The organism is Romboutsia ilealis (assembly GCF_900015215.1).
Classification (GTDB): domain Bacteria; phylum Bacillota; class Clostridia; order Peptostreptococcales; family Peptostreptococcaceae; genus Romboutsia; species Romboutsia ilealis.
Genome location: NZ_LN555523.1, coordinates 1,685,999 through 1,710,022 on the forward strand (window position 1 = coordinate 1,685,999; position 24,024 = coordinate 1,710,022).

Below are 24,024 nucleotides of genomic sequence, written 5' to 3' on the forward strand. Positions count from 1 at the left end.
CATAAATGATTTTATGACACTTTTATTTTACTATACTATTTTAAACGGATTTAAATTAATATTACTTTTTATTACCTCTATGCCTTTAATATCATCTAAATAGATACTGATTGCATCTTTAAATATATCTTCTGTGTCAAAATGTCCACAGTCAATTACATTCATTCCTATATCTAGGGCATCTTGAGCATCATGATATTTCATATCTCCAGTTATTAATACATCTGCTCCACTTCTTTTAGCCTTTTTAAACATATCTGCTCCAGATCCAGTAACTACTGCAACCTTATTTATTTTATCATTAAGATTACCAACTACTCTAATATGATCAATATTAAGCTTTTCTTTTATCTTATTACATAATTCCTCTAAAGTTATATTATCTTGTAATTTACTTATTCGTCCTAAACCTACAGAATTTCCTTTGTTCTCAAGTTTATATATATCATATGCCACTTCTTCATAAGGATGAGCATTTATCATAGAACTTATTACTCCACCTAATATTCTTTGTGGCACTATAGTTTCTATTTTAACTTCTTCAACTAATTCTAGTTCACCTAGACTTCCTATATAAGGATTTGAATTATCAAGTGGCTTAAAACTTCCCACACCTTGACTGCTAAAGCTACAATGGCTATAGTTTCCGATATGGCCTGCACCAGCATCAGCTAATGCATTTTTTACTTTATCTATATGAGTAGTAGGTACATATACGGCTAATTTATATAAAGTTTCTGTATTTGTTACTTCTAGCACTTTTGAATTTTCAAATCCCATTAACTTCATAAAATAATCATTTAATCCATCATAAGCTATATCAAAGTTTGTATGCATAGAGTAAAGAGCTATATCATTTTTTATAAGCTTATGTATAAGCTTTCCTTTTAAATCCATTGTGTTTATCTTATTCATCTTTTTAAATATAAATGGATGGTGAGTTATTATTAAATCTATATTATTTTCTATAGCTTCATCTATAACTTTTTCATTTGCTTCAAGAACGACTAATACTTTCTCCACATTCATATCAAAGTCTCCAACTAAAAGACCAACATTATCCCAATCGTAGGCTAAATTCAATGGATACTTAGACTCTATTTTTTTTATAATTGTTTTTAGTAACATATTATACCCCTTTATTTTAATTTTTTAATTTTTCAAGCTTTGAAATTTTATCAGTACTTATCTTTATCTTCTTATCTATCTCTTCACCAATTTTACCTTCTAATTTTTTAAGTATTGAATTGTACATAAATATTTTTTTATCTATAAATTCATTTAACAATGGATCTTTATTTTCTATAAGTTTTTTACCAACTTCATAGTATATTTCATCCTCTACACTAGTATTTTTTGAAATATATTTAGCTACTATTATTTCATATATTCTAAAGTCTTCTTTAACTAAAACTTCATCTAATATTTCATATCCATTATTTAAAAGATATTTTCTAAGTTCATCTTGAGCTTGCATAGGTTGAAGAATTAACTTATCTAAATTATGTGCTACACTCTTTTTAGCTTCTAGTAACTCACTTATTAATATTCCTCCCATACCAGCTATTATTACCTCATCGACTTCATTTTCATTAAGTACTTCTATCCCTGAACCTAATCTTAAATTTACCTTATCAGTTAAATTATTGTGCCTCACTTCATTTCTGGCATTTTCTAAAGGTCCTTTATTTACATCTGCAAGTATTGCAAAATCAACATGTCCCTTATTTAATAAATATACTGGGATATATCCATGGTCTGTCCCTATATCTGCTACTCTTTTTCCCTTTGTAACTAAATTTGCTATTGTTAATAATCTATCTGTTAATTTCATATATAATTTCCTTCCTTACTAAATAATGCTTCTTTATTCCATGAATAATAATAGTATTTGTATTTTAAAATTCTACTATCTACTATTAGATATAATGTATTTTAATGTCTAAAAATACATACATCATACCGTAAACTTTCCTATATGCTACAAAATTCGCCCCAAAAGGCGAATTTTTGTATTTATATATTTACTTTAATCTAAATAATCTCTAAGTTTTTTAGATCTGCTTGGATGTCTTAATTTTCTTAAAGCTTTAGCTTCGATTTGTCTTATTCGTTCTCTTGTTACATCAAACTCTTTACCTACTTCTTCAAGAGTTCTTGCACGTCCATCTTCAAGACCAAATCTTAATTTTAATACTTTTTGTTCTCTTTCATTTAAAGAACCTAATACATCTTCTATTTGTTCTTTTAATAGCGAGTACGCTGCAGCTTCTGCTGGCGCCGGTGCATCATCATCTGGTATAAAGTCTCCTAAATGACTATCTTCTTCTTCTCCTATAGGAGTTTCAAGAGATACTGGATCTTGAGCTATTTTCATTATCTCCCTTACTTTATCCTCGGTCATATCCATTTCCTTAGCGATTTCTTCTGGTTTTGGATCTCTTCCTAATTCTTGAAGTAACTGTCTTGAAACTCTTATTAGCTTATTTATAGTTTCAACCATATGAACAGGTATTCTTATAGTTCTTGCTTGATCTGCTATAGCACGAGTTATAGCTTGTCTTATCCACCATGTAGCATAAGTACTAAATTTAAATCCTTTTACGTAATCAAACTTTTCAACTGCTTTTATAAGACCTAAGTTCCCTTCTTGTATTAAGTCTAAGAAAAGCATTCCACGACCAACATATCTTTTAGCTATACTTACAACTAATCTTAAGTTTGCTTCTACTAATCTTTGCTTAGCTAATTCATCACCTTCATTCATTCTTCTAGCTAATTCTACTTCTTCATGTGGCTTTAATAAAGGTATTTTTCCTATTTCTTTTAGATACATTCTAACAGGGTCGTCAATACTTATTCCTTTTGGAAGGGATAAATCTATTTCTTCTATTTCAATTGGTGTATCATCTTTTACTATGCTTTCATCTAATCCATCTAAATCTAAATCATCTTGTGGAAAATCTATGTCAACTTTATCCGTTTTATTTTCTATAACTTCTATTCCTAAGTTACCTAATGTCTCATAAAGATTTTCTACTTGATCCTTATCTAACTCCGTTTCTGAAAAAGCTTCCATTATTTCAGCAAGAGTAAGAGATCCTTGTTTTTTACCTTTTTCAATTAAACCTTTAGCTGTCATTCTTTTTGATTCTTTTTTGTTTGATTTATTTTCCATATTTAGACCTCCTCTCATTATAACCTTTGTAATTGTCTTCTTAATTCAACTATCTTTAAAGCTATTTCCATAATTTTAGAATCTACCTCTTTCGTATCTTTAACGTCTTTATTCTTTTCAATATATATTTGTTCTTTCAATAACATATTAATTTTTTCGTTAAGGCTATTTTTCCTTATATTTTTAATTATCTCATCTATATTCTTTGTATTATTTAAATCAAGATTATCTAAAGATATACTTTCTAATCCCTTAATATATTCTTCGGATATTTTTAAACTTTTGATTTTGTCAATAGTTATTTTATCCAAATCTTTATTTTTAATTAACCAATTTATAATTTCTTTGCTATCTTTTTCTAAAAAGTCTTCTTCATTTATCTTTAATAATATAATTTCTCTATGTTTTTTACTATCTAACATTATTTTTATAAGATTTTCTTCTACTAGAAGCTTTCCTTTTTCAATAGCTTTTGGCTTTTCAATTATCTTTTCATCTTTTATATATATTTTTTTATTATTTTTATTTTGATTTCCGTTGTAATATTTACCATAAACTTCTTTCTTTATAGATTCAATACTTATATCAATTTGTTCACTTAAGTATTTAGTATAATAATCAATTTCTACCGGACTTTTTATTTCTTGTATTATTTTTGATGCTTCTTTTGCAAATTTTACTCGTTCTTCATCTTTTTGTATATTAAAAGTTCTTTTTAAATTATCTATTTTATATTTTATATAATGAGTTGAATTTTGAATTTCTTTTTCAAACTCCACAACTCCATATTTTCTTATAAATTCATCAGGATCTTTGCATTCCTTTAAATTTAATACTTTAACGTTAATGTCTAACTTATTAAGGATTTCTATTGCTCTTAGAGTTGCTTTAATACCTGCTTCATCCGAATCATAAGATATAATAGCTGTATCTGCATATCTTTTTATTAAACTCCCTTGTCCATCAGTTAAGGCTGTTCCTAGAGTAGCTACTACATTTTTTATTCCATATTGATAAAGTGATATTAAATCCATATATCCTTCTACTAGTATTACACTTCTATCTTTTATCTCTTTTCTTGCAAAATTTAGTCCATATAGATTTTGTCTTTTATTAAATATTAATGTATCTGGCGAATTTAAGTATTTGGGCAAAGAGTCATCTAATACTCTACCACCAAATCCTATGACATTTCCTCTATAGTCAAATATAGGAAACATTACTCTATTTCTGAATTTGTCATAAATCTTTTTAGTTTCACTTTTGTATCCAAATAAACCGCACTCAATTAAATCTTCATTTTTATATCCTATCGATATTAGATAGTTCATAAGTGAATTCCATGAATCTAGAGAATATCCTAAACCAAATTTTTTTATGACTTTATCATCTAATCCTCTTTTTCTTAGGTATTCATATCCTGGATTTTTACTTTTTATAAGATTTGAAAAATAAAATCTTGCTGCCTCTACATGTATATCTTGAAATTTTTTAGATTTTTCCATTCTTTCCTTTGTAGATTCATCTACATGAGTATTGATTTCTAGCCCGCATCTATTAGCTAATAATTTAACTGCGTCCATAAAATCTAAATTTTCAATTCTCATTACAAAATTTATAACATCTCCACCTTCACCACATCCAAAACATTTATAAATTTGCTTTGATGTATTTATGTAGAAAGATGGTGTTTTTTCGCCATGGAAGGGACATAATCCTTTATAATTTGACCCTGATGGTTTTATGTTTATATAGCTAGATATAATATTTGCTATATCACATCGATTTTTTATCTCTTCTATAATATCTTTTATATCATTCATATTATCACCTTCTGGTGTTTTTTTATATTAACATATCTATTTTACATTATATTGTAGATTTGTCAAATGTTCATTATTCATATTTCGACTTTTTTTGGTAAATTCCTTCTTTTTTAAAGAAAAATATATTTTAAAATATTTAAATATTTATTTATATATAATTAAGTATTTACAATTTTTTTATTATTTAATACTTTTTTAGTCATAAAAAAAGAGGTAATTTACCTCTTTTTTGATTTATTTTATATAGTTCATTAAATCTTCAAATTCACTAAAATTAAGCGATTGCATGCCATCTGATAGGGCATTTTCTGGTTCAGGATGTACTTCTACCATAATTCCATCGGCACCAACTGCAAATGCACCAATAGACATAGGCTTTATTAAGTATCTAACGCCTGTACCGTGAGATGGATCAACTACTACAGGAAGCCCAGTTTCTTTTTGTATAATAGGTACTGCAGCCAAATCTAATGTATTTCTTGTGTAATCATTATATGTTCTTATACCTCTTTCACACATTATAATTTTGCTATTTCCTTCTACAGCTATATACTCAGCAGCACCTATCCATTCACCTATAGTCGCAGACAGACCTCTTTTTAGCATAATAGGTTTATCTTGTTTTCCAACTTCTGTTAATAAATTAAAGTTTTGCATATTTCTAGAACCTATTTGAATTATATCTGTAACCTCATATAATTTATCAAGCTCTCTTATATCCATTAGCTCTGTTATAACAGCCATACCTGTTTCTTTTTTTACTGCTTTTAGTATTTCAAGACCTTCGTCTTTTAATCCTTGGAAAGAATTTGGAGATGTTCTTGGCTTGTATGCGCCACCTCTTAATATGTTTGCTCCTTTACTTTTTACAAACTCTGCAGTTTTAAGTAATTGGTCGTAACTTTCAATAGCGCAAGGTCCTGCAATTATAATTTTATCTTCTTTTAATGTTAATCTTTTATTATCTGTATTAATTTCTATTTTTAAATTTCTATCAAATAGGTTTTTTTTCATCACCTATATACTCCTTTACTAGTTCTTGCTACCTTCTGTATATAGCATCAGCCATCTTAGCTGCTCTTAAATTTTTCTCTACATCATGAACTCTTACTATATCTACTCCATCCCTTATTCCTAAGACAGTTGTTGCTATAGTTCCTTCTACTCTTTCTTGTGCAGGTAGATCTAGCGTATTTCCTATTACTGATTTTCTAGATGTCCCCAGAAGTATAGGATATCCTAACGTTTTTAGCTCACCTAATCTTTTTAATACTTCTAAGTTTTGTTCATAAGTCTTTCCAAAACCTATACCGGGATCTAAAACAATTTTATTTTTATCTATACCAGCTTCTATCGCTATATTTATGCTCTCTAATAAGAATTCTTTTATAGATTCCATTATATCCTTATCATACTCAGTGTCATCTTGATTATGCATTATGCAAACATGAGCATTGTGTTTTGCTATTACACTTGCCATATCTTTATCTTTTCTAAGACCCCACACATCATTTATCATTTCTACACCTAATTTTAAACTTTCATCTGCAACTTTCGCTTTGTAAGTATCTACAGATATAGGCGTATCTAATTCTTCTTTAAGCCTTTTTATAACAGGTATTACTCTTCTTAATTCTTCATCTGCATCTACATAGCTATGTCCTGGTCTTGTTGATTCTCCACCTAAATCTATTATATCTGCGCCTTCTTCAACCATTTTAATAGCATGCTTTAAAGCTTCATCTACGCTATTAAATTTACCTCCATCAGAAAAGCTATCTGGAGTAACATTTAATATACCCATTATATAAGTTCTCTCATTGTAATCAAACATCTTGTATATCTCCTATTTTATTATTTCATAGTTATTAAACTCATAGCTTCAGCCCTTGCAGCTATATCTTTTTCAAATATACCTCTAACTGCTGATGTTATAGTTTTGGATCCAGGTTTTTTAACCCCTCTCATAGTCATACACATATGTTCTGCTTCAACAACAACTATAACTCCATATGGATTAAGCTCTTCCATTATTATATCTGCTGCAGATTTAGTTATTCTCTCTTGCAATTGCGGCCTTTTAGCTAAAGTCTCTATTACTCTAGCAAGTTTTGAAAGACCAGTAAGCCTTCCATCTTTCGGTAAATAGGCTATATGCGCCTTACCAAAGAATGGAACTAAATGATGCTCACAACATGAGTAAAACGAAACATCTCTTACTAAAACTAATTCTTCATGTTTTTCATCTTGGAATATTACTTTTAAATGCTCTCTAGGATCTTGATGAATACCTGAATATATTTCTTCATACATTCTAGCTACTCTATCTGGAGTATCTAATAATCCTTCTCTATCAGGATCTTCTCCTATTGCTTCTAGTATATCTCTAACTGCTCTTTTTATTTTATCCTTATCTACATTGCTCATTAAGTTAGCCCCCTTGATTTATAGTTTATTGCCTAAATATATATTTATATACATTTATCAAGTCCTTATACTCATAAGTTTCAATGACTTTTTTGCATAATCTAAATACTTCTATATTTTCATCTTTTAAGCGTTTGAATAACTTTTTATCTTTAGGTATCCATTTATTATTTATAATAAAATACCCAACTATTATATCTTTTAAATATAAATTAGTCAAAAACTCATATTCAAAAACATCAAATTTTTCTTTACTCTTTAAACCCTCTATCTTAGCATAAAGATTAGATTTTAATAAGTTTACATCTTCATTTGATAATCTATCAGGACCCTCTGTAAATTTTTTCCTGCATAAAGCTATTATATCCTTTGATATGCCCAATTTATCATATACTACTTTTGGATTTTTCATTTCTTTTAAGAAAAAATATTCTTTTTCGTTTATAAATTTCTGTACCCCTTTTTCAGAAAAATAATTTATATCAAATTCAATATTTTCTATATATTTTACTATCCTAGTTTGTTTATCTCCGTTCTTTGTAAAAACAAACAAATCAATATCATTAACTGATGCGTTATCTGATTGTAAATCCACATTTTTAGATGAACCTACTAAGTATATAGCCTTAGTATTTTCATTATTTATGATTTTTTTAATTTCTTTATTATAAATACTATAAATACTATTTTTCATATATATTCTCCAATAAATATTTTAAGTTAATTTGGATAATATTTTTTTAAATAATATATTATCATTATTGTATTCTGTATTTTCTATTAATTTTACTTTCATAGCTCCCATTAAACTATTAGTTACAAAAGAAAATTCAAAATTATTTATTTCATTTATGTATATTTCTTTTTTTACTACCTCTATATTTAGTTCAATGCAAATATCTTCTATCCTTTTTTTCATTATACCATTTAATATTGGTAATTCATCCTTTGGCGTATATATCTTATTACCTTTTATAAAAAATATATTGCACATAGAACACTCTAGTATTTTATCTTCTGTACTCAAAAATATCGCGTCATCAAATCCATTATTAATAGCATACTCTTTAGTATATATATTTTCAAAATAATTAGTTGTTTTATGCCTATATATAATACTATCTCCTCTTTTTATAGGAGAAATAGTTAATTTAAATCCTTCATTGTACATTTTATCATTATAAATAATATCTCTAATTGATATGTTATATCCTTCATCAAATAAAGTTATCCTTAAAGCTTTATTTTTTATATTATTATTTTTTATATACATTAAAACTTCTTCTTTTAAAATATTTTTATCTACATCAATTTTTATGTTTAAATCTTTTACCGAATTATATAGTCTATTCATATGTAAATCAAAATCTATAGGCTCATTTTCTATTTTTATAGTTTCAAATAGACCTATCCCAAATTTGCTTAAATTACTATTAAAAGATATATTATTCTTCATAATAACTTCTTAATGCTTTCATTATAGATTGAGCCTTATCTAATGTTTCTTGATATTCATCCTCTGGATTTGAATCCCATGTCATTCCTCCACCAACTTGGAAATATACATTATCATCCTGTTTTACAATAGTTCTTATAGCTATATTTAAATCCATATCTCCATTAAATCCAATATATCCTATAGAACCTGTATAAACATTTCTTTGCGTTGGTTCTAACTCATCTATAATTTCCATAGCTCTAATTTTAGGGGCTCCAGTTATAGATCCTCCTGGGAATGTTGCTTTTATTACATCTATACAATCTTTATCCTCTTCTATTTCTCCAACTACAGTAGCTACCAAGTGATTTACATTTGCATAAGGTTCTATAATAAATAATTCGGGTACTTTAACACTTCCTATCTTTGAAATTCTACCTATATCATTTCTTTCTAAGTCTACTATCATAAGAAGCTCAGCTCTATCTTTTTCACTTTTTCTCAGTTCCTCTTGAAGCCTTAAGTCTTCTTCTATATTTTTTCCTCTAGGTCTTGTTCCTTTTATAGGTCTTGTCTCAACCTTCTTATCTACACATTTTATAAATCTTTCAGGAGAATTTGATAATATATGACTATGCTCAAAGTTTAAAAATGCACCAAATGGTGCAGGGCTAAATCTTCTTAGATCTCTATATAATTCATAACTTGATAGAGTTGTTTTCCCACTAAATCTTTGTGTTAGATTAGCTTGATATATATCACCTTGTTTTATGTAATCTTGAACTTTCCTTACAGCATTTTCAAATTCATTTTTTGTAAAGTTTGACTCTAGCCTCGTTTTTAATACTTCTTTTTCTTCATAACATATGCTATCTACTCCATTTAATTCTGACTCATATATCTTTTTTTCTATATTTTTAACTATTTTATTTTCTTCTTCAATATCTAAATCTGGAGTCGCTATATAAGTTTTGTTTTCTAAGTGATCTACTACAATTACCCAATTATAAAATCCAAAATATAAATCATATACATTAGTATCATCAATAGCAGTTCTAGGTAATCTTTCTATATAGTTGCCTAAATCATAAGATAAATATCCAACTGCTCCTCCTATAAATGGCAAATTAGTTTTATTTTCAACCTTATATTTTTTTAATTCTTCTTGTAAATTATCTAATGGATTTTTCAAAGTATCTTTATACTTTAATACTTTAAATGGATTACTACTTATAAAAGAATATCTTCCTAACTTCTTTTCATCCATAGCACTATCTAGTATAAAACTATTTTCTTCATATCTAAATATAGTAAATATCTCAAAGGAGTTTAACTTAGTATTTATTTCTTTTATCATATTATATATCCATCCTTTCTCTAGCATCCTTTATAAAGTTTCTTAATATATCATGACCTTGTTCTGATAATATTGCTTCTGGATGAAACTGTACACCTTCTATTAAATACTTTTTATGTTTTATTCCCATTATTTCATTTTTATCAGTTATAGCGGTAACCTCTAAATCTTCAGGAAGCGTGTCAATATCTACAACTAATGAATGATATCTCGTAACATTTAATGGGTTATTAAGATTTTTAAAAACACCTTTATTTGTATGTTTTATACTGTGCACTTTCCCATGTACAGGTTGATTTGCTTTTATAACATTTCCTCCAAATACATGGCCTATTGTTTGATGACCTAAACAAATACCAAGTATAGGCTTTATACCTTTGAAATTATTTACAACATCTATACATATACCTGATTCTTTTGGTGAGCATGGACCTGGAGATAAAACTATTATTTCAGGATCTAACTCCTTTATTTCCTCTATAGTTATTTCGTCATTTCTTTTTACTAAAACTTCTTCTCCTAATTCTCCGATATATTGAACTAGGTTGTACACAAACGAATCGTAATTATCAATCATTAAAATCACTACTATTCCCTCCCTGTATAATCAAAATTTAACTTTTATTATTTTATTTATTTAAATATATAAAATAATAAACTTAAGAGTTATCTATAAATTTTCTTTATATAATCTCTTTTTTCTATATCACTATATATTTATAATTATATATTTTTGTAGAAATGTATGTCAACATAGTCATTTTAGTCAAATATAGAGTGTTTATTTTTAGTATAAATATCTATTTATAGAGAGAAAATATTTGTAAATATATTATATTGTTGGAGGCTAAATATGAATAAATATATGATTATAAGATCTGATAATAAATCTATATCGCCTCCCATGTCAAAACATGAGGCCATAATAAAGCTTAAAGAATACAATAAAAAAGGTATATCAACTTACTTGGTATCTAAAAATGAATATCTAAATATTAGTTATTCAAGCAAGTAAAATATACCCTTATCTAAGAAATAAATCATAAAAAAGGAGCTTAAGCTCCTTTTTTATGATTTATTTCTTGAATTATAATACTTATCTTTTTTTCCCTTTTGTGCTCTTGATTCCATTAACTCTTTTATCTTATTTATATAGCCATCATCTTCACTTAATCTAATGAGGCTAGTTAAATAATATCCATGAGTACTTTTTGGAATCTTTTTTCTGATGACTAAGTCTATTGCTGTTTTTGCAGCTTCAAAATGTTTAAGATGAGTGTGACCTTCTTGAAAACTTTTTTTAGCATTGTAAACTATATAACCTTCTCTAACTTGAAATATCATAAATTCTTTTCTTTCATATATTTTATTATACATTAAATCAATCCTTTTCAAGATAGTATTACTATAATATATAATATTTTTTTTTAAATGTTATATATTATACTTTATTTTATGCTAAATCCACCCTTACATATTTTTTAGTCGCTATATTTAATGTATATGTTAAGCATACTTACATATTCATTAGATATAAATTATGTTAAATTAATTATTTTTTACAATATATTTTTTACCTTTTTAAATCTAAAATTTTTAATATAGCTTATATTAAGATATTATCTACACGTTTACTTCTAATAGTATCCTTATATGTAATATGTAAAAAATTCGCTTCGCTCATGTCGCCAACGACTTCGTCCGTTGCTCAAAATCTTTTTTACGCTCAAAACCAATTTATTGATATTACTTACATTCAGAATTTATCCACATTTTTTAAATATTATAATATCCTTAAGCGTAAAAAATGCTATACCATTTTAGGTATAGCATTATAACTTTTGCTGTAATTATTTATCTATTATCTCTGATACTGTCACAAATTCAAAACCTTTCTCTATCATTTTAGGAATTAATATATCTAATGCAGCAACAGTATTATTTGTTGCATAATCGTGTAAAAGTATTATATCTCCATTTTTCGCATTATTTATTATTTTATTTGCTATAACTTCCGCAGCTGGATTTTGCCAGTCCCTAGCATCTACAGTAGTCCATAATACTATTTTATAGTTAAGCTTCTTCGCAATTGATGCTAGCTCTTCTTGCTTATAACTACCATATGGTGGTCTAAATAATGTTGGTTTTTTACCAGTTAGTTTTATAAGTATCTCTTCACATTTTAATATTTCTTCTTCTAATTGCTCATTTGTCAAGTTCGTTATATCAGGATGGTTAAATGTGTGATTTCCTATTTCGTGTCCTTCTTTATTTGCCCTAATCAAAGGATCTGAATACCAGTTAGCGTGTTTTCCTGCTACAAAAAAAGTACCTTTTATATTGTACTTATTAAGCACATCTAAAACTTGATTAGTTTCTTTGGGATGAGGTCCATCATCAAATGTTAGTGCTATTAGCTTCTTATCTCTTGAACCATTTTTTATAAATACCTCCTCATCGTTTATTGATTCAGCATACATAAACGAATTACTAAAAAAAACTAATACAGCTGTAATTATAAGTGTGATTTTTTTGTACTTAAACATATTTATGACTTCCTTTCATGCATGTCTATGTGTAAAAATTTTGAGTATAGTATATATTATAGTATCCTCCAAATATAACACCAACTCCTATATACTTATAGTCCCCTAAAATATTTTTTCTATGTCCTAAAGAATTCATCCATGCATGATGTGCATATATCGCACTACTTTGTCCTGCCGCAATATTTTCTCCTGCATTTTTGTAATTTATGCCTTCTTCTTCCATCCTATTAAATGGACTTTTATTTTCTTTATTAATATGGTCAAAATAATTTTTTATCATCATATCTTCACTATGCTTTCTTGAACTAGTTGTAGCCTTTTCACTATAAGATAGTATATCTAAATTATTTTTTGTACGTTCAGTATTTACAAGATCTTTAGTTTGAGCTTCAAAGCTTTCTTGTAATTCACCACTACCTTGCGAGTATATTCCGTTTAGTGTTGATTCTGCTTTTTTACTTATAATTTGATAACCACATACCTTATTATCTTCATGTATATCATAAAAAACCGTTACATAATTTTTTTCAATATCTAATATATCATATTGATTATTAGAGTTTATAACATATCTAGTATTACCTTTTTTCTTATATTCTAAGGGAGTATATTTTTCTCTTACAGAATCTCTATTTGAGTTCAATTTTATATCCATTTCATTACTATCAATTCCATTACTATAAAGAGCTACTACATTCTCATCCTCTATTCCTACCATTGCAAATTTATTCAAATCTTCATTATATACATACCATTTAAAATTATACTCACTATAATCGATTCTCGACGGTTCTCCCAGATTAGATATTACTTTAGCTTTATTATCACCGATTTTTATATTTTTAAAATTATCAATATTTATATTACTATTTACTCTAGTATCATTTGATACGATTTTAGTATTTATAGCCTCAAATTCTTGTGAAGTATTATTTTTAGAATAATAAGAATATGCTAATGCTATAGCTACAAATATAAAGATAGTCTTCTTCAAAATATCATCCTCCAATAATTATTTACTATCTATGTATAATAAACACTTATAAAACAATTAATACCCATTAATATAATTATTCTATATTCATTTAATATATAAACTAGTATATAATTTGTTTAAATTAATGATATATTATTTTAATGAAAAGTTTACTTTTCCAGATTAACGTATCAACGAAACAATTTAATCCATATGTTAGTTCTACATTTTACATATCCAATAACTTCATCCTTTGATTAATTTATTGCATAGGAAAATCATTTTATAATTATATTTTATCCTTAAAATTAGTTCGTTAATATTACTTACATGCATAAATCATTAATATTTTGAAGTATTATAATATCTTTAATCATAATCAGAACCACCCGTAAAACGGGTGGTTTGCTCTACGCCTATAAGGCTTTGTTTCTGGCTGTGCTACTCGCACACTGAACGGTTTGCCAACCGCATACTATTACTAACTGCACCTAAATGTGCTTATTTTTTTGCTTTATTTACTGGCTCACCCGTAAACGGGTCAATATATTCCTTTAAACTCATTTGTTCATGAATTATATCCTCTTGTATTTGATTTTTTATATATTCTTCAATTGCCTTTTTATTTCTTCCAACTGTATCAACATAATACCCTTTACACCAAAACTGTCTATTTCCATATTTATACTTTAAATTTGCATGTCTATCAAATATCATCAGTGAACTTTTTCCTTTCAGATAACCCATAAATTGAGATACACTAAGTTTTGGTGGTATACTTACAAGCATGTGTATATGATCTTTACATGCATTTGTTTCAATTATCTCAACACCTTTATGATCACAAAGTTTTCTTAATATAACACCAATATCAGACTTTATTTTTCCATAAATAATCTGCCTTCTATACTTTGGTGCAAAAACTATATGATATTTACAATTCCATTTGCTATGTGCTAAACTATTATTGTCCATTATCGGACACACCTCCTTAAATTTTATAGTTTTGGTCGGCAAACCTACTATAATTTTATGGAGGTTTTTTTATTTCTACTCATAGCTAAAAGCTTTTTAGAACCACAGGTATAACCTGTGGTATTCCTAATACAAAAAATAGCTTTGCCTAATTATATAGACAAAGCTAAAATTTTATTGAAAATATTTCATCTAAACTTCTATCAAATATACAAGGCTTGTCAAACTTCCAAGTTCCTTCATATACTAATTCATTATTTAAATAGAAAGTTCCGTCTCCGTGCTTTTTACCATGTAAAAATTCACCTTCGTATCTTTTTCCTTCTTCCCATATATATATTCCTTTTCCATGAACTAAGTTATTTTTCCATTCACCTTCATATATTACATTTCCATGACAATCATAACATACTCCATATCCATCCATTTTATTATTTTTAAATTCTCCTATATACATGCTGTTATCACGCCATATATATATTCCTTCTCCATATTTTTTTCCATCTATCCAGTGTCCCATATATTCATCTTTACTACTATATACCATCTGCCCCATTCCATTTATAGTATCATCTGAAAAATTTCCTATATAAACATTTCCACTTTTAAATGTACACATTCCCAATCCACATTTCATATCATCGTTAAACTCTCCAACATACTCTATACCTTCTATAAAATTATATTTTCCTATTCCTACCATCTTGCCATCTATTATTTTTCCTGTATATATATCTCCATTAGAAAATTCATAAATCTTGCTAGGTATTTTCTTTTTATTTACATTTTCTACATCTTCATATTTATTAATTTCAAGTTCCATCATCTCTTCATTCGATGCTTTCTTACATCTTCTAGCCATAAGTTTTTGCCTTTTAATTATTGCATTAACTTCTCTCTTTATTTTATTTATATTTAATGTATATTCATTATATATATCAAAATGCTCTTTAGATAAGTTCATAGTTATCATATCTCCTATACTATTGATAGATTATCACATTATTAAATTTATTATATTATATATATTGTATTTTTTTCTATAAATATTTATTTTTTTGTAAAAAAATAAAGTGTTTTTTGTAAAAAACACTTTATTTTCAGAGTAGACATTGTCCGATTCACTTAAATTCATTAATGCATCCGATCAAACACACTAAATAGTTTTAATTGTAATTTAATTTATACCATTTGTATAAATACTCCGATAAATTTATATAACTCTAGAGTTTTTTTGAGAGAGTCACCTCTCTTTAAGTATTATGTTAATTAAAATAAATTTTATTCATTTATTATAAATATTTTTCTTTAAAACCTCTTCCTTTAACCTCTGTAACATCATTTACTGATATAAATGATTTTTTATCGTAATTTAAAGCTATTTCTTTTATTTTAGGTATTTCATTTGATGATACTATACAGTATATAATTCTTTTTTTCTCTTTTGTATATGCACCTTCTGCTTCTAAGAATGTTACCCCTCTATGAACAATAGTCATTATATCTTTTGCTATAGATTCACTTTCTCTAGATATAACCATAACAGATTTTTGAGAATTCATAGCATCCTTTACAAGGTTCATAGAAGAAGCACTTAAAAACATTTCAATAAGAGTATATAATGCTAATTCTATACCAAATAACATTCCACTTACTAAAACAATTAATATATTTATGCCTAAAGTTGTGTCCTTTACTTGAATATTTTTCTTAATTTTTAATATTGCGGCTATTATATCTGTTCCACCTAGAGATGATTTAGTTCTAAATACAAGACCTGATCCAATTCCAGCTAATATTCCCCCAAATACACTTTGAAGTAATATATCTTTTACTGGTATTATGTCACCTATATTTTGAGTTAAACCTAATAATATGGAATATAATATCATATTGATTAAACTAAATACACAAAATGATTTTTCTAAATATATAAATCCTAATATAAATATTGGTATGTTTATTAAAAATGTTAATATACCTATATTTATTCCAGTTAAATAGTTTATAGCTGTAGATATACCTGGAACCCCTCCACTTAATAAATGTGCCGGTCTTATAAATCCATTTATACCTATACATGCTATTATCATACCTACGATTATTACAAGATACCTTATAAAAATATTATCTTCTACTGCGGTATTAACTTTACTCATTGTCTTCTCCCTTCAAGCTCAATAGTATATTATCACTCTTATTTATTTATTCATTACATGTTATATTATATTACCTTTTTTTAATATGTCTAGCACATTTTTAATCAGATTTTTATCTATATTGTAGCTATTCTTTCGACAAATGATTAAGTTCTATTTTTTTCTTGCATTTTATATTTTTTATGTATACTTAATTATAAATATACATACTTTATAATATCTGATATAGTAAGGTATTCTTAAAAATAAAAAAATACAATTAAATATATATAATAAGATATATGCATAATTGTATTTCATATTTTTCATTTTAAGTTTATATTTTTACATTTTTTATTTTTAAATTTTAATTTATATAATTTTATCATATATTATATATTTATTTAATTAAATTCCATCCTTTAATAATAATCAAAACCATTTAACTTATACTATTTTAATATTATAAAAATTTTATTATTATTGGTATTAAAATAACTGTAATTATTCCTGAAATCCCTATGGATAGCCCACTCATTGCACCTTCAACTTCACCCATTTCTAATGCTTTAGTAGTACCTAATGCATGAGCTGAAGTACCTAATGCTATTCCTTTTGCAACAGGATGATTTATTTTTCCTATTTTAAATACTATAGAAGACATAATTGCACCTAGTATTCCTGTTAATATTATAGATACTACTGTGATCGCTTCTACTCCATTTAATGTTTTTGTCAAAGATATACCCATAGGTGTAGTTATTGACTTTGGTATTAATGAGTTTATTATGTCCAAATTAGCATTGGTAAAATATCCTATTAATTTTACTGATATAAAAGATGCTACTACTCCACAACTTATGCCAATTAATATTTCTAATAAGTATTTCTTAAATAAATCAAACTGCTTGTACAAAGGAACTGCTAATACAATTGTTACAGGACCTAAAAAGAAGTTTATTCTATCTGCTCCTAATTTATAACTTTCATAAGGAATCTTCGTTATACTTAAAAATAATATAATACATAAAATAGCTATAAGCAATGGATTGAATATAGGCTTCTTAGTTTTTTTCTGTATATATATTCCTATATTGTAGAATAATATTGTAAGTATTAGCCCAAAAATTTCTGTGTCAAATATATTATACATAATTAATTCTCCTTAGTTTTTTTATTTATCATAATCTCAACTAATTTACCAGATATATACATAACTATAATAGTACTTATAAATATTGTAATCAGTAATACAAATATATTATCTGATATAAGATCTAATGATTTAATTAACGAAACTCCTGATGGTATAAAAAATATAGCCATATTATCTAAAAAGAAATTACTTACTTCATTTATATTTTCTAATTTTATAACTTTAGCTTTAAGTAATATAAATAATAATATCATTCCTATAATACTACCTGGAATAATAACTACACTTTGTATAAATGAGCTAATATATTCGCCTAAGGCCCATAAACCTAATATTATTGCCAATTGATTTAGTATTTTCATATTTGTCTCCTTAAAAGTCGTCATGGTTTTAAAGTTAAAGGGATCGATCCCTTTAACTCTATTTTTTACAATATATTAATTTCTAAAGTCTAAGAAAAGTTTACCTTGTTTGTCTATATAATTACTATTATTACCTTGAATTACTTGTGCATACCCATCTTCAAAATCTGATATGGCATCAAATATAGGTATTATTTGTATTCTTCCAGATGGATTCAAAAATCCCCACATTCCTCCTTTAGGATTACTAATTCCTCTCGTTAAGGAGTTAGATCCTATATTAAATCTAGCTAATCCTTCTTTAAAATTGCAAGCATAATCAAATATAGTATCTATAACAATATATCCCGTCTTATCTATATACCCCCACTTTCCATTAATAGAAATTGCAGCTAAACCCTCACAAAATGGTTTTGCTCTATCAAACATAAAATCTATAACTGTATTTCCATTTTTATCTACATAGCCCCATTTATCATTTACTCTAACAGCAGCTAATCCTTGAGAAAAATCTGTACCTACATCATATTTAGGCGGTATAGCAAATTCACCATTTTTAGTTATATATCCATATTTATTTTTTATTTCAATTAATGACCGTTCCTCAGAAAATAAATTTACATATGTATAATTAGGCTTTATAGCTATATTTCCATTTCTATCAATAAACCCCCACTTTTTATTTATTCTAACCCCAGCTAACTCATCTCTAAAGCTAGATGCATTTTCAAATATAGGATTTATTACTATATCTAGTGATTTATCTATGTATCCATATTTTCCATCTATTTTTATCCTAGCTAAACCATCATTAAATTCTGATGCACTATCTAAATGTAAAAATATTTGTGTATATCCGCTTTTGTCTATATATCCAAATATCCATTTTACTGATTTTCGTATTTTTTTTATATATGTTACAACACAATATCCATCTTTAAATCGCTCTGATACATATTTAAACTTAGGCTTTATAACTATATCTCTATTTTTATTTATAAATCCATATTTACCGTCTCTAAGTATAGGAAGAAACAGTTCTTTTTGTTGCAGCATGGTTTACCTCCTACCAAATAATAAAATATGTTAATCTTATTAATATTTTATTATTTGGTAGAATACAGTATTCCTACTGTTTAGTGTTATTTTAATTTGATAAAATTTCTTTTACTTTTGAGTTATTATACATGCTATCTGGAACTTCACTCTTCATTCCATAAAATGTCTTTTTAGCATTTTCTAGATCACCATTTTCATAGTACAGCATTCCTAATTGATAGAATGCATCATCATAATACTGATCATCTTTAGTATAAGTATTAATATACTTTTTATAGTATTTTATTGCTTGATCATAATTTTTAGTTTTTTCACTTAAAAATGCTACTTGATATATTGATTCTGCAATATACTTTTTAGTTTTTCCATATTCAATTACCTTCTTAAAGTACGTTATAGCATCTGCATAATTTTTACTAGCCTTTAATTCAACCGCTTTTTGATACAAATCTACCTCACTAGCAACTAGCATTTCTTGTTTCTTAGCTTCATCTAATTGCTGATTTGTTTTATCTAATTCTTGATTTGTTTCCTCTAACTTTTCAGAAGCTTCACTTAGCTGTTGATCTATATTTTCTATTTTCTCATTCTTTTTATTTAATTGAGCATTTAGATGTTCTATCTTATTTTTATTACTTATATGATAAACTACCATACCAATTGCTAAGATACCCGCTATCGCATACGGAATAATATTAATTTTCTTTTTAGTTTTTTTCTCAACAATCTCTGTTTCTTCGTCTTTATTATGGATTTTATTTTCAAGTAAAGGATTATCTTTATCCACTTGTTCTAGTATATTCAAATAATACTCTTTCTTTTTTAAATTACCAATTTTATCATAAAGTAATGTTAGTATGACATAAGGTTCTATCAAATTAGGATCTTCCTCTATAATATTATTTAATATATGTATAGATTCTTGATTTAAATCTTCATTTATAAATCTTATAGAGTGATTATATCTTCCTAAGAATACTTTAAACTCATCTGAAGATAATATATCCACATATTTTCTTGATAATTCATTATTACCATAACACATAGCAGTATAAAAACTTTCAAATGACTTTGAAAAGTCACACTTTAAAAGTTTCAATAATCCTCTTAAATTTAATATATCAACATCCTTTGGGTTAAGTTCTAGTGCTTTTTCTATAATTTCTGTAGCTGTAGTAATATAATTTCTACTTGCTAAATTTAAAGCTTCATTATAATTTTTGTAGGATTGTATTTTTAATTCCTTAGATGTATCATTTAAAGAACTATTTAATGTATTTTGTAAATTAAGTATAGTTTCTTCTTTATAATTAGTAGTAACATAACTTTGCTTTAATGCTTTTAATGTTTCGTTACTTTCTTCTTCATCTATATTAAAAAATGTTAAATCTGATTTATCTTCTTGTATTAAAGATATATCTAAACTCTTTTTATCCATCATTCTTATATCATTTATTATACTTTTCCCTAAAATAATAATCGCCTCCTTTCCTATATAATTAAGATATCATATTTGCCATGTCAAGTCAAAACCTTACATTTTTTTCTATTTTTCTTTATATAAAAACAAAATAACCTCAATTATTATAAAGGTCATTTTGTATCTCTTTATTTTACATGTTGTTTTAAGGATTAGTAGTTACTTGTTCTTCAACTACAGATTCTGTTTGTTGTTCTTGGTTAACTGTTGTATCATTAGGAGAATCTATCTCATCAGAAGGTACTTCAGCTACAGGAGGAGTTTGTGGTTCTTCAACTACAGGAGTATCCATTGTTCCAACTGCTACTACACCTTGTTTTTTAGGATAATATGATACATAAACCTTTTCTTTTTTAAGTTCATTCCCATTATTATCTTTATATATTCTATACGTTGACACAGTATATCCATTTCTACCAGATTCTAACTGTTTCTCTTCTCCCTTAGGTAATGTTGGGTCATCAACCTTCTTAATTGGAGCTTCAGATACACTATCTGTATTAGTTAATATTTCTATTTTTTGCTTTTCTTCTTTACTTCCATATATTGTACAAGTTAAAGTATTTCCATAAACTGAATTCTTTATATAAACAGGGTACTTCAAGTTATTTTTAAATATAAAATCTATTGAGCCATAACTAACAGTTGCATCCCTACCTTTAGGTACATATGATGAAGGAATTGAATGATTTTTAATAGATTCTATTTCTAATCCAGCATATAAAACTGCATTATAAAGTGTTGATGATACTTGGCATACTCCACCACCTACACCCTCTTGTACTACACCTTGTACTATTACAGGTGCATTTTTATATCCATTACTTATAGTTCTTGCTCCAGTATATTCATTATAAGAAAATCTCTCCCCTGGCAGTAATAGTACATCACTAGTGCTTTTTGCTGCTAATGCAACATTATGGCTTCGTCCTGCAACAGATGAGTCAAATTTAGTAGAATATGTTCCAAGTATTGTATCTATATGTTCTAAACTTTCTGCTTTTACATCTGGTTGTATTTCTTCAACAACTAAATTTATCGATATATTTCCCTTCTCTAGCTCTGTTATGGCATTATTTAAGCTTTTATCTAATTCTAAAGTTTGACCTTCTTCCTCGTTTTGTATTTTTATATTAGAGTTTTCAATACTTATGCTTGCATTCTTCATAGAAATATTTATATTTTTTGATAAACTCTCTATATATGACTTAAGTTTATCTTCATTATAGCTAATAGATAATTTAAAAGTATTTTTATCTCCTCTAAGACTATCTATAGTTTTTTTTGCATTAACAATAAATGACCCTTTTCTATTGAAACTATATGCCTGTTCTACTGTTTTATCTATATCATAAGAAAAATCAATTTCCTTAGGTAAAATGATAAACTTTTTATCATTATATTTAAACTCAATATCCTCTACATTATATATATTTTTTAATTTTTCACTAGCTTCATCCTTTGTTAATTCACCTATATTAATTTCATTTACATAAGTGTTTTTGCATATTTTATCTCCATTTATAATAAAAGCTAGTGTTCCTATAAATATAAATAAAATTGCTAAAATAATACCTAATACTATCCATACTTTTTTATTGATATTTTTCATTTTACGCTCCTTAAACTAACGTCAATTATTAAAGCGTGCTAAAAACACGCTTAATAATCTTTTATACCGTCATCATCTATTGAATATAACTTTTCAGTATACATATTTATAATATAGACTTCTTTTTTCTTAAACAGTCCTTTATTAACAACTTTATAATAGTATACATCTCCATCATTTTTTAACTTTTCTTCTAAATCAACTTCATTATCTATATATTTCTCTATTTTATCATTTGATACACTTATAATTTTTTTATATTTATTTTGTTTTTCGGCTAATTTTTTCTCTAATATAAGCTGTGCCTTTTCTTCGCTTATTGCAAATTGAATACTTCCATCTGATATAACTCTAAAATATCCATCACTATAGTTTGTTTTATAATCCTTATTAGAATCTTTATAAGAATATATTTTTTTAGATTTCGCATCAATTAATACTTCATCTATTAAAGTGTCATATTCATATACTTCTGTATAATAATATTTCTCATCATCAACCATCTGTTGAAATGAGTTTACAGATAAGTTTGCTTTTTTCTTATCACTTTTTTTAGCAATTAAATTTAGTATATCATCAGTAGTTAGTGTATACATAGCTAAATTAGTTTGGTACTGTTTTTCTAGTTCTAATATAGTCTCATCATCCATATAATATTCTTTAATATAATCTATATATTGTAGTGCTTCTTCATAATTTCCATTTTTATTAGCTTCCTTTGATTTATCTATGTAGTAATTATACATAAGATCTATACATTCTTTTTTATTCTTATTAGCTAATTCATAATATTTTTTATCAACTTGTAAAACTTTATCATAAGAAGTTATAGCTTCATAATAATTTTTATTAGTCTGGTCTTTTAATGCAGATTTATATAGCTTTCTTGACTGATTTATTTCTTCTATATTATTTTTGTAAGTATCTAAACTATTTGCCATACCATTTATAATAGAAGCAGTATTTATGTATGAGATTGCTATATCATATTCTACATTTTCTTCTTGATACATTTCATCTACTCTATTTGCCTGTTCTATTATCTTTTTTAAATCTACATTTATATTTTCCAATGCATTAACAGTATTTATAAGACCTATATATTGTTCTTTTGATATTTGTCCTACTATATACTTATCTCCACTATCTAGAAGTAACTTATTTATCTTTTTAGAAACTGATTTATTAAGTCTATTCATTTTAGATTGTGAAAATTCTTTTTCCCAGCTTTCATAGTTATCAAGTGCAATTGAATATTTTCTTTCTTCTATATTTTTAGCCAAAATGTTAGACTCTTTTGAAACACTTAACTCATCACTACTTACTAAAAATATTATAATTAAAACTATACATCCCAATATTGAAAGCGAAACTGTTATTATACTCTTTTTCTTAGAATCTATAAAATCTATACACTCGTCAAATTTTTCCTTAAGATTCATAAAATTTTCCCTTTCTTAAGCTTAATAATTTATTTAGTTTAAACATTTA

General features: G+C 26.3%; 24 protein-coding genes. 1 reads left to right on the forward strand and 23 read right to left on the reverse strand.

The window, feature by feature from the left end; genetic code table 11:
• Positions 1–30: 30 nt before the first annotated feature.
• The 11 genes from CRIB_RS07915 to CRIB_RS07965 all read right to left on the reverse strand — a co-directional run bounded on the left by CRIB_RS07915 (position 31) and on the right by CRIB_RS07965 (position 10,812).
• Positions 31–1,128 (reverse strand): Nif3-like dinuclear metal center hexameric protein, encoded by a 1,098-nt coding sequence (locus tag CRIB_RS07915; protein WP_180701849.1) that lies wholly within the window; start codon positions 1,126–1,128, stop codon positions 31–33.
• A gap of 16 nt (positions 1,129–1,144) precedes the next feature.
• The gene (locus CRIB_RS07920; protein ID WP_180701850.1) at positions 1,145–1,834 is read right to left on the reverse strand and encodes a tRNA (adenine(22)-N(1))-methyltransferase; all 690 of its coding nucleotides are present in this window, start codon (positions 1,832–1,834) and stop codon (positions 1,145–1,147) included.
• A 195-nt stretch (positions 1,835–2,029) separates the two neighbouring features.
• Positions 2,030–3,178 carry an RNA polymerase sigma factor RpoD gene (gene rpoD, locus CRIB_RS07925; protein ID WP_180701851.1) on the reverse strand — a complete coding sequence of 383 codons (1,149 nt, stop codon included), beginning with the start codon at positions 3,176–3,178 and terminating at the stop codon, positions 2,030–2,032.
• A gap of 17 nt (positions 3,179–3,195) precedes the next feature.
• Positions 3,196–5,001: a DNA primase gene (dnaG, locus tag CRIB_RS07930; protein ID WP_180701852.1), complete on the reverse strand. Its 1,806-nt coding sequence runs from the start codon at positions 4,999–5,001 to the stop codon at positions 3,196–3,198.
• A gap of 237 nt (positions 5,002–5,238) precedes the next feature.
• Complete coding sequence (aroF, locus tag CRIB_RS07935) at positions 5,239–6,018, reverse strand: 3-deoxy-7-phosphoheptulonate synthase (protein WP_180701853.1); 780 nt, start codon at positions 6,016–6,018, stop codon at positions 5,239–5,241.
• Between the two features lie 28 nt (positions 6,019–6,046).
• Positions 6,047–6,838 (reverse strand): dihydropteroate synthase, encoded by a 792-nt coding sequence (folP, locus tag CRIB_RS07940; RefSeq protein ID WP_180701854.1) that lies wholly within the window; start codon positions 6,836–6,838, stop codon positions 6,047–6,049.
• Between the two features lie 20 nt (positions 6,839–6,858).
• Positions 6,859–7,431 carry a GTP cyclohydrolase I FolE gene (gene folE, locus CRIB_RS07945; RefSeq protein WP_180701855.1) on the reverse strand — a complete coding sequence of 191 codons (573 nt, stop codon included), beginning with the start codon at positions 7,429–7,431 and terminating at the stop codon, positions 6,859–6,861.
• A gap of 25 nt (positions 7,432–7,456) precedes the next feature.
• Positions 7,457–8,125: a hypothetical protein gene (locus CRIB_RS07950; protein WP_180701856.1), complete on the reverse strand. Its 669-nt coding sequence runs from the start codon at positions 8,123–8,125 to the stop codon at positions 7,457–7,459.
• A 21-nt stretch (positions 8,126–8,146) separates the two neighbouring features.
• Positions 8,147–8,887, reverse strand: a complete 741-nt coding sequence (locus tag CRIB_RS07955) for an aminotransferase class IV (RefSeq protein WP_180701857.1) — start codon at positions 8,885–8,887, stop codon at positions 8,147–8,149.
• A complete protein-coding gene (gene pabB, locus CRIB_RS07960) occupies positions 8,877–10,226 on the reverse strand; it encodes an aminodeoxychorismate synthase component I (protein ID WP_180701858.1) in 1,350 nt (449 codons plus the stop codon). Before pabB ends, CRIB_RS07955 begins: the two co-directional genes overlap by 11 nt.
• A gap of 1 nt (position 10,227) precedes the next feature.
• A complete protein-coding gene (locus CRIB_RS07965) occupies positions 10,228–10,812 on the reverse strand; it encodes an anthranilate synthase component II (RefSeq protein ID WP_180701859.1) in 585 nt (194 codons plus the stop codon).
• A 267-nt stretch (positions 10,813–11,079) separates the two neighbouring features.
• Between CRIB_RS07965 and CRIB_RS07970 the strand changes: the two genes are divergently transcribed.
• Entirely contained in the window at positions 11,080–11,241 is a 162-nt protein-coding gene (locus CRIB_RS07970; protein ID WP_180701860.1) for a hypothetical protein, read from the forward strand.
• Between the two features lie 53 nt (positions 11,242–11,294).
• On the opposite strand, the gene CRIB_RS07975 is transcribed toward CRIB_RS07970, so the two are convergent.
• The 12 genes from CRIB_RS07975 to CRIB_RS08030 form a co-directional block, all read right to left on the reverse strand.
• A complete protein-coding gene (locus tag CRIB_RS07975) occupies positions 11,295–11,603 on the reverse strand; it encodes a hypothetical protein (RefSeq protein ID WP_180701861.1) in 309 nt (102 codons plus the stop codon).
• Positions 11,604–12,076: 473 nt separating this feature from the next.
• On the reverse strand, positions 12,077–12,772 hold the full coding sequence (locus CRIB_RS07980; RefSeq protein ID WP_180701862.1) for a polysaccharide deacetylase family protein: 696 nt from the start codon (positions 12,770–12,772) through the stop codon (positions 12,077–12,079).
• A 25-nt stretch (positions 12,773–12,797) separates the two neighbouring features.
• On the reverse strand, positions 12,798–13,769 hold the full coding sequence (locus tag CRIB_RS07985) for a CAP domain-containing protein (protein ID WP_243633493.1): 972 nt from the start codon (positions 13,767–13,769) through the stop codon (positions 12,798–12,800).
• A gap of 483 nt (positions 13,770–14,252) precedes the next feature.
• Positions 14,253–14,726: an IS200/IS605 family transposase gene (tnpA, locus tag CRIB_RS07990; RefSeq protein ID WP_180701864.1), complete on the reverse strand. Its 474-nt coding sequence runs from the start codon at positions 14,724–14,726 to the stop codon at positions 14,253–14,255.
• Positions 14,727–14,892: 166 nt separating this feature from the next.
• The gene (locus CRIB_RS07995) at positions 14,893–15,690 is read right to left on the reverse strand and encodes an MORN repeat-containing protein (RefSeq protein ID WP_180701865.1); all 798 of its coding nucleotides are present in this window, start codon (positions 15,688–15,690) and stop codon (positions 14,893–14,895) included.
• Positions 15,691–16,018: 328 nt separating this feature from the next.
• Positions 16,019–16,885, reverse strand: a complete 867-nt coding sequence (locus CRIB_RS08000; RefSeq protein ID WP_180701866.1) for a YitT family protein — start codon at positions 16,883–16,885, stop codon at positions 16,019–16,021.
• A 442-nt stretch (positions 16,886–17,327) separates the two neighbouring features.
• Positions 17,328–18,017 (reverse strand): LrgB family protein, encoded by a 690-nt coding sequence (locus CRIB_RS08005; protein WP_180701867.1) that lies wholly within the window; start codon positions 18,015–18,017, stop codon positions 17,328–17,330.
• A 2-nt stretch (positions 18,018–18,019) separates the two neighbouring features.
• A complete protein-coding gene (locus tag CRIB_RS08010; protein ID WP_180701868.1) occupies positions 18,020–18,382 on the reverse strand; it encodes a CidA/LrgA family protein in 363 nt (120 codons plus the stop codon).
• A gap of 75 nt (positions 18,383–18,457) precedes the next feature.
• On the reverse strand, positions 18,458–19,438 hold the full coding sequence (locus CRIB_RS08015; RefSeq protein ID WP_180701869.1) for a WG repeat-containing protein: 981 nt from the start codon (positions 19,436–19,438) through the stop codon (positions 18,458–18,460).
• Between the two features lie 91 nt (positions 19,439–19,529).
• Positions 19,530–20,882 (reverse strand): tetratricopeptide repeat protein, encoded by a 1,353-nt coding sequence (locus CRIB_RS08020; RefSeq protein WP_243633495.1) that lies wholly within the window; start codon positions 20,880–20,882, stop codon positions 19,530–19,532.
• Between the two features lie 184 nt (positions 20,883–21,066).
• Positions 21,067–22,533: a VanW family protein gene (locus CRIB_RS08025; protein ID WP_180701870.1), complete on the reverse strand. Its 1,467-nt coding sequence runs from the start codon at positions 22,531–22,533 to the stop codon at positions 21,067–21,069.
• Between the two features lie 50 nt (positions 22,534–22,583).
• Positions 22,584–23,975: an outer membrane protein assembly factor BamD gene (locus CRIB_RS08030; protein ID WP_180701871.1), complete on the reverse strand. Its 1,392-nt coding sequence runs from the start codon at positions 23,973–23,975 to the stop codon at positions 22,584–22,586.
• Positions 23,976–24,024: the final 49 nt, after the last annotated feature.

What these genes read in the sequence shown, in the direction of transcription:
- CRIB_RS07915 (WP_180701849.1), bottom strand. Translation starts at nt 1,128, where the DNA reads ATGTTACTAAAAACAATTATAAAAAAAATAGAGTCTAAGTATCCATTG.
- CRIB_RS07920 (WP_180701850.1), bottom strand. Translation starts at nt 1,834, where the DNA reads ATGAAATTAACAGATAGATTATTAACAATAGCAAATTTAGTTACAAAG.
- rpoD (WP_180701851.1), bottom strand. Translation starts at nt 3,178, where the DNA reads ATGGAAAATAAATCAAACAAAAAAGAATCAAAAAGAATGACAGCTAAA.
- dnaG (WP_180701852.1), bottom strand. Translation starts at nt 5,001, where the DNA reads ATGAATGATATAAAAGATATTATAGAAGAGATAAAAAATCGATGTGAT.
- aroF (WP_180701853.1), bottom strand. Translation starts at nt 6,018, where the DNA reads ATGAAAAAAAACCTATTTGATAGAAATTTAAAAATAGAAATTAATACA.
- folP (WP_180701854.1), bottom strand. Translation starts at nt 6,838, where the DNA reads ATGTTTGATTACAATGAGAGAACTTATATAATGGGTATATTAAATGTT.
- folE (WP_180701855.1), bottom strand. Translation starts at nt 7,431, where the DNA reads ATGAGCAATGTAGATAAGGATAAAATAAAAAGAGCAGTTAGAGATATA.
- CRIB_RS07950 (WP_180701856.1), bottom strand. Translation starts at nt 8,125, where the DNA reads ATGAAAAATAGTATTTATAGTATTTATAATAAAGAAATTAAAAAAATC.
- CRIB_RS07955 (WP_180701857.1), bottom strand. Translation starts at nt 8,887, where the DNA reads ATGAAGAATAATATATCTTTTAATAGTAATTTAAGCAAATTTGGGATA.
- pabB (WP_180701858.1), bottom strand. Translation starts at nt 10,226, where the DNA reads ATGATAAAAGAAATAAATACTAAGTTAAACTCCTTTGAGATATTTACT.
- CRIB_RS07970 (WP_180701860.1), top strand. Translation starts at nt 11,080, where the DNA reads ATGAATAAATATATGATTATAAGATCTGATAATAAATCTATATCGCCT.
- CRIB_RS07975 (WP_180701861.1), bottom strand. Translation starts at nt 11,603, where the DNA reads ATGTATAATAAAATATATGAAAGAAAAGAATTTATGATATTTCAAGTT.
- CRIB_RS07980 (WP_180701862.1), bottom strand. Translation starts at nt 12,772, where the DNA reads ATGTTTAAGTACAAAAAAATCACACTTATAATTACAGCTGTATTAGTT.
- tnpA (WP_180701864.1), bottom strand. Translation starts at nt 14,726, where the DNA reads ATGGACAATAATAGTTTAGCACATAGCAAATGGAATTGTAAATATCAT.
- CRIB_RS07995 (WP_180701865.1), bottom strand. Translation starts at nt 15,690, where the DNA reads ATGAACTTATCTAAAGAGCATTTTGATATATATAATGAATATACATTA.
- CRIB_RS08000 (WP_180701866.1), bottom strand. Translation starts at nt 16,885, where the DNA reads ATGAGTAAAGTTAATACCGCAGTAGAAGATAATATTTTTATAAGGTAT.
- CRIB_RS08005 (WP_180701867.1), bottom strand. Translation starts at nt 18,017, where the DNA reads ATGTATAATATATTTGACACAGAAATTTTTGGGCTAATACTTACAATA.
- CRIB_RS08010 (WP_180701868.1), bottom strand. Translation starts at nt 18,382, where the DNA reads ATGAAAATACTAAATCAATTGGCAATAATATTAGGTTTATGGGCCTTA.
- CRIB_RS08015 (WP_180701869.1), bottom strand. Translation starts at nt 19,438, where the DNA reads ATGCTGCAACAAAAAGAACTGTTTCTTCCTATACTTAGAGACGGTAAA.
- CRIB_RS08020 (WP_243633495.1), bottom strand. Translation starts at nt 20,882, where the DNA reads ATGATGGATAAAAAGAGTTTAGATATATCTTTAATACAAGAAGATAAA.
- CRIB_RS08025 (WP_180701870.1), bottom strand. Translation starts at nt 22,533, where the DNA reads ATGAAAAATATCAATAAAAAAGTATGGATAGTATTAGGTATTATTTTA.
- CRIB_RS08030 (WP_180701871.1), bottom strand. Translation starts at nt 23,975, where the DNA reads ATGAATCTTAAGGAAAAATTTGACGAGTGTATAGATTTTATAGATTCT.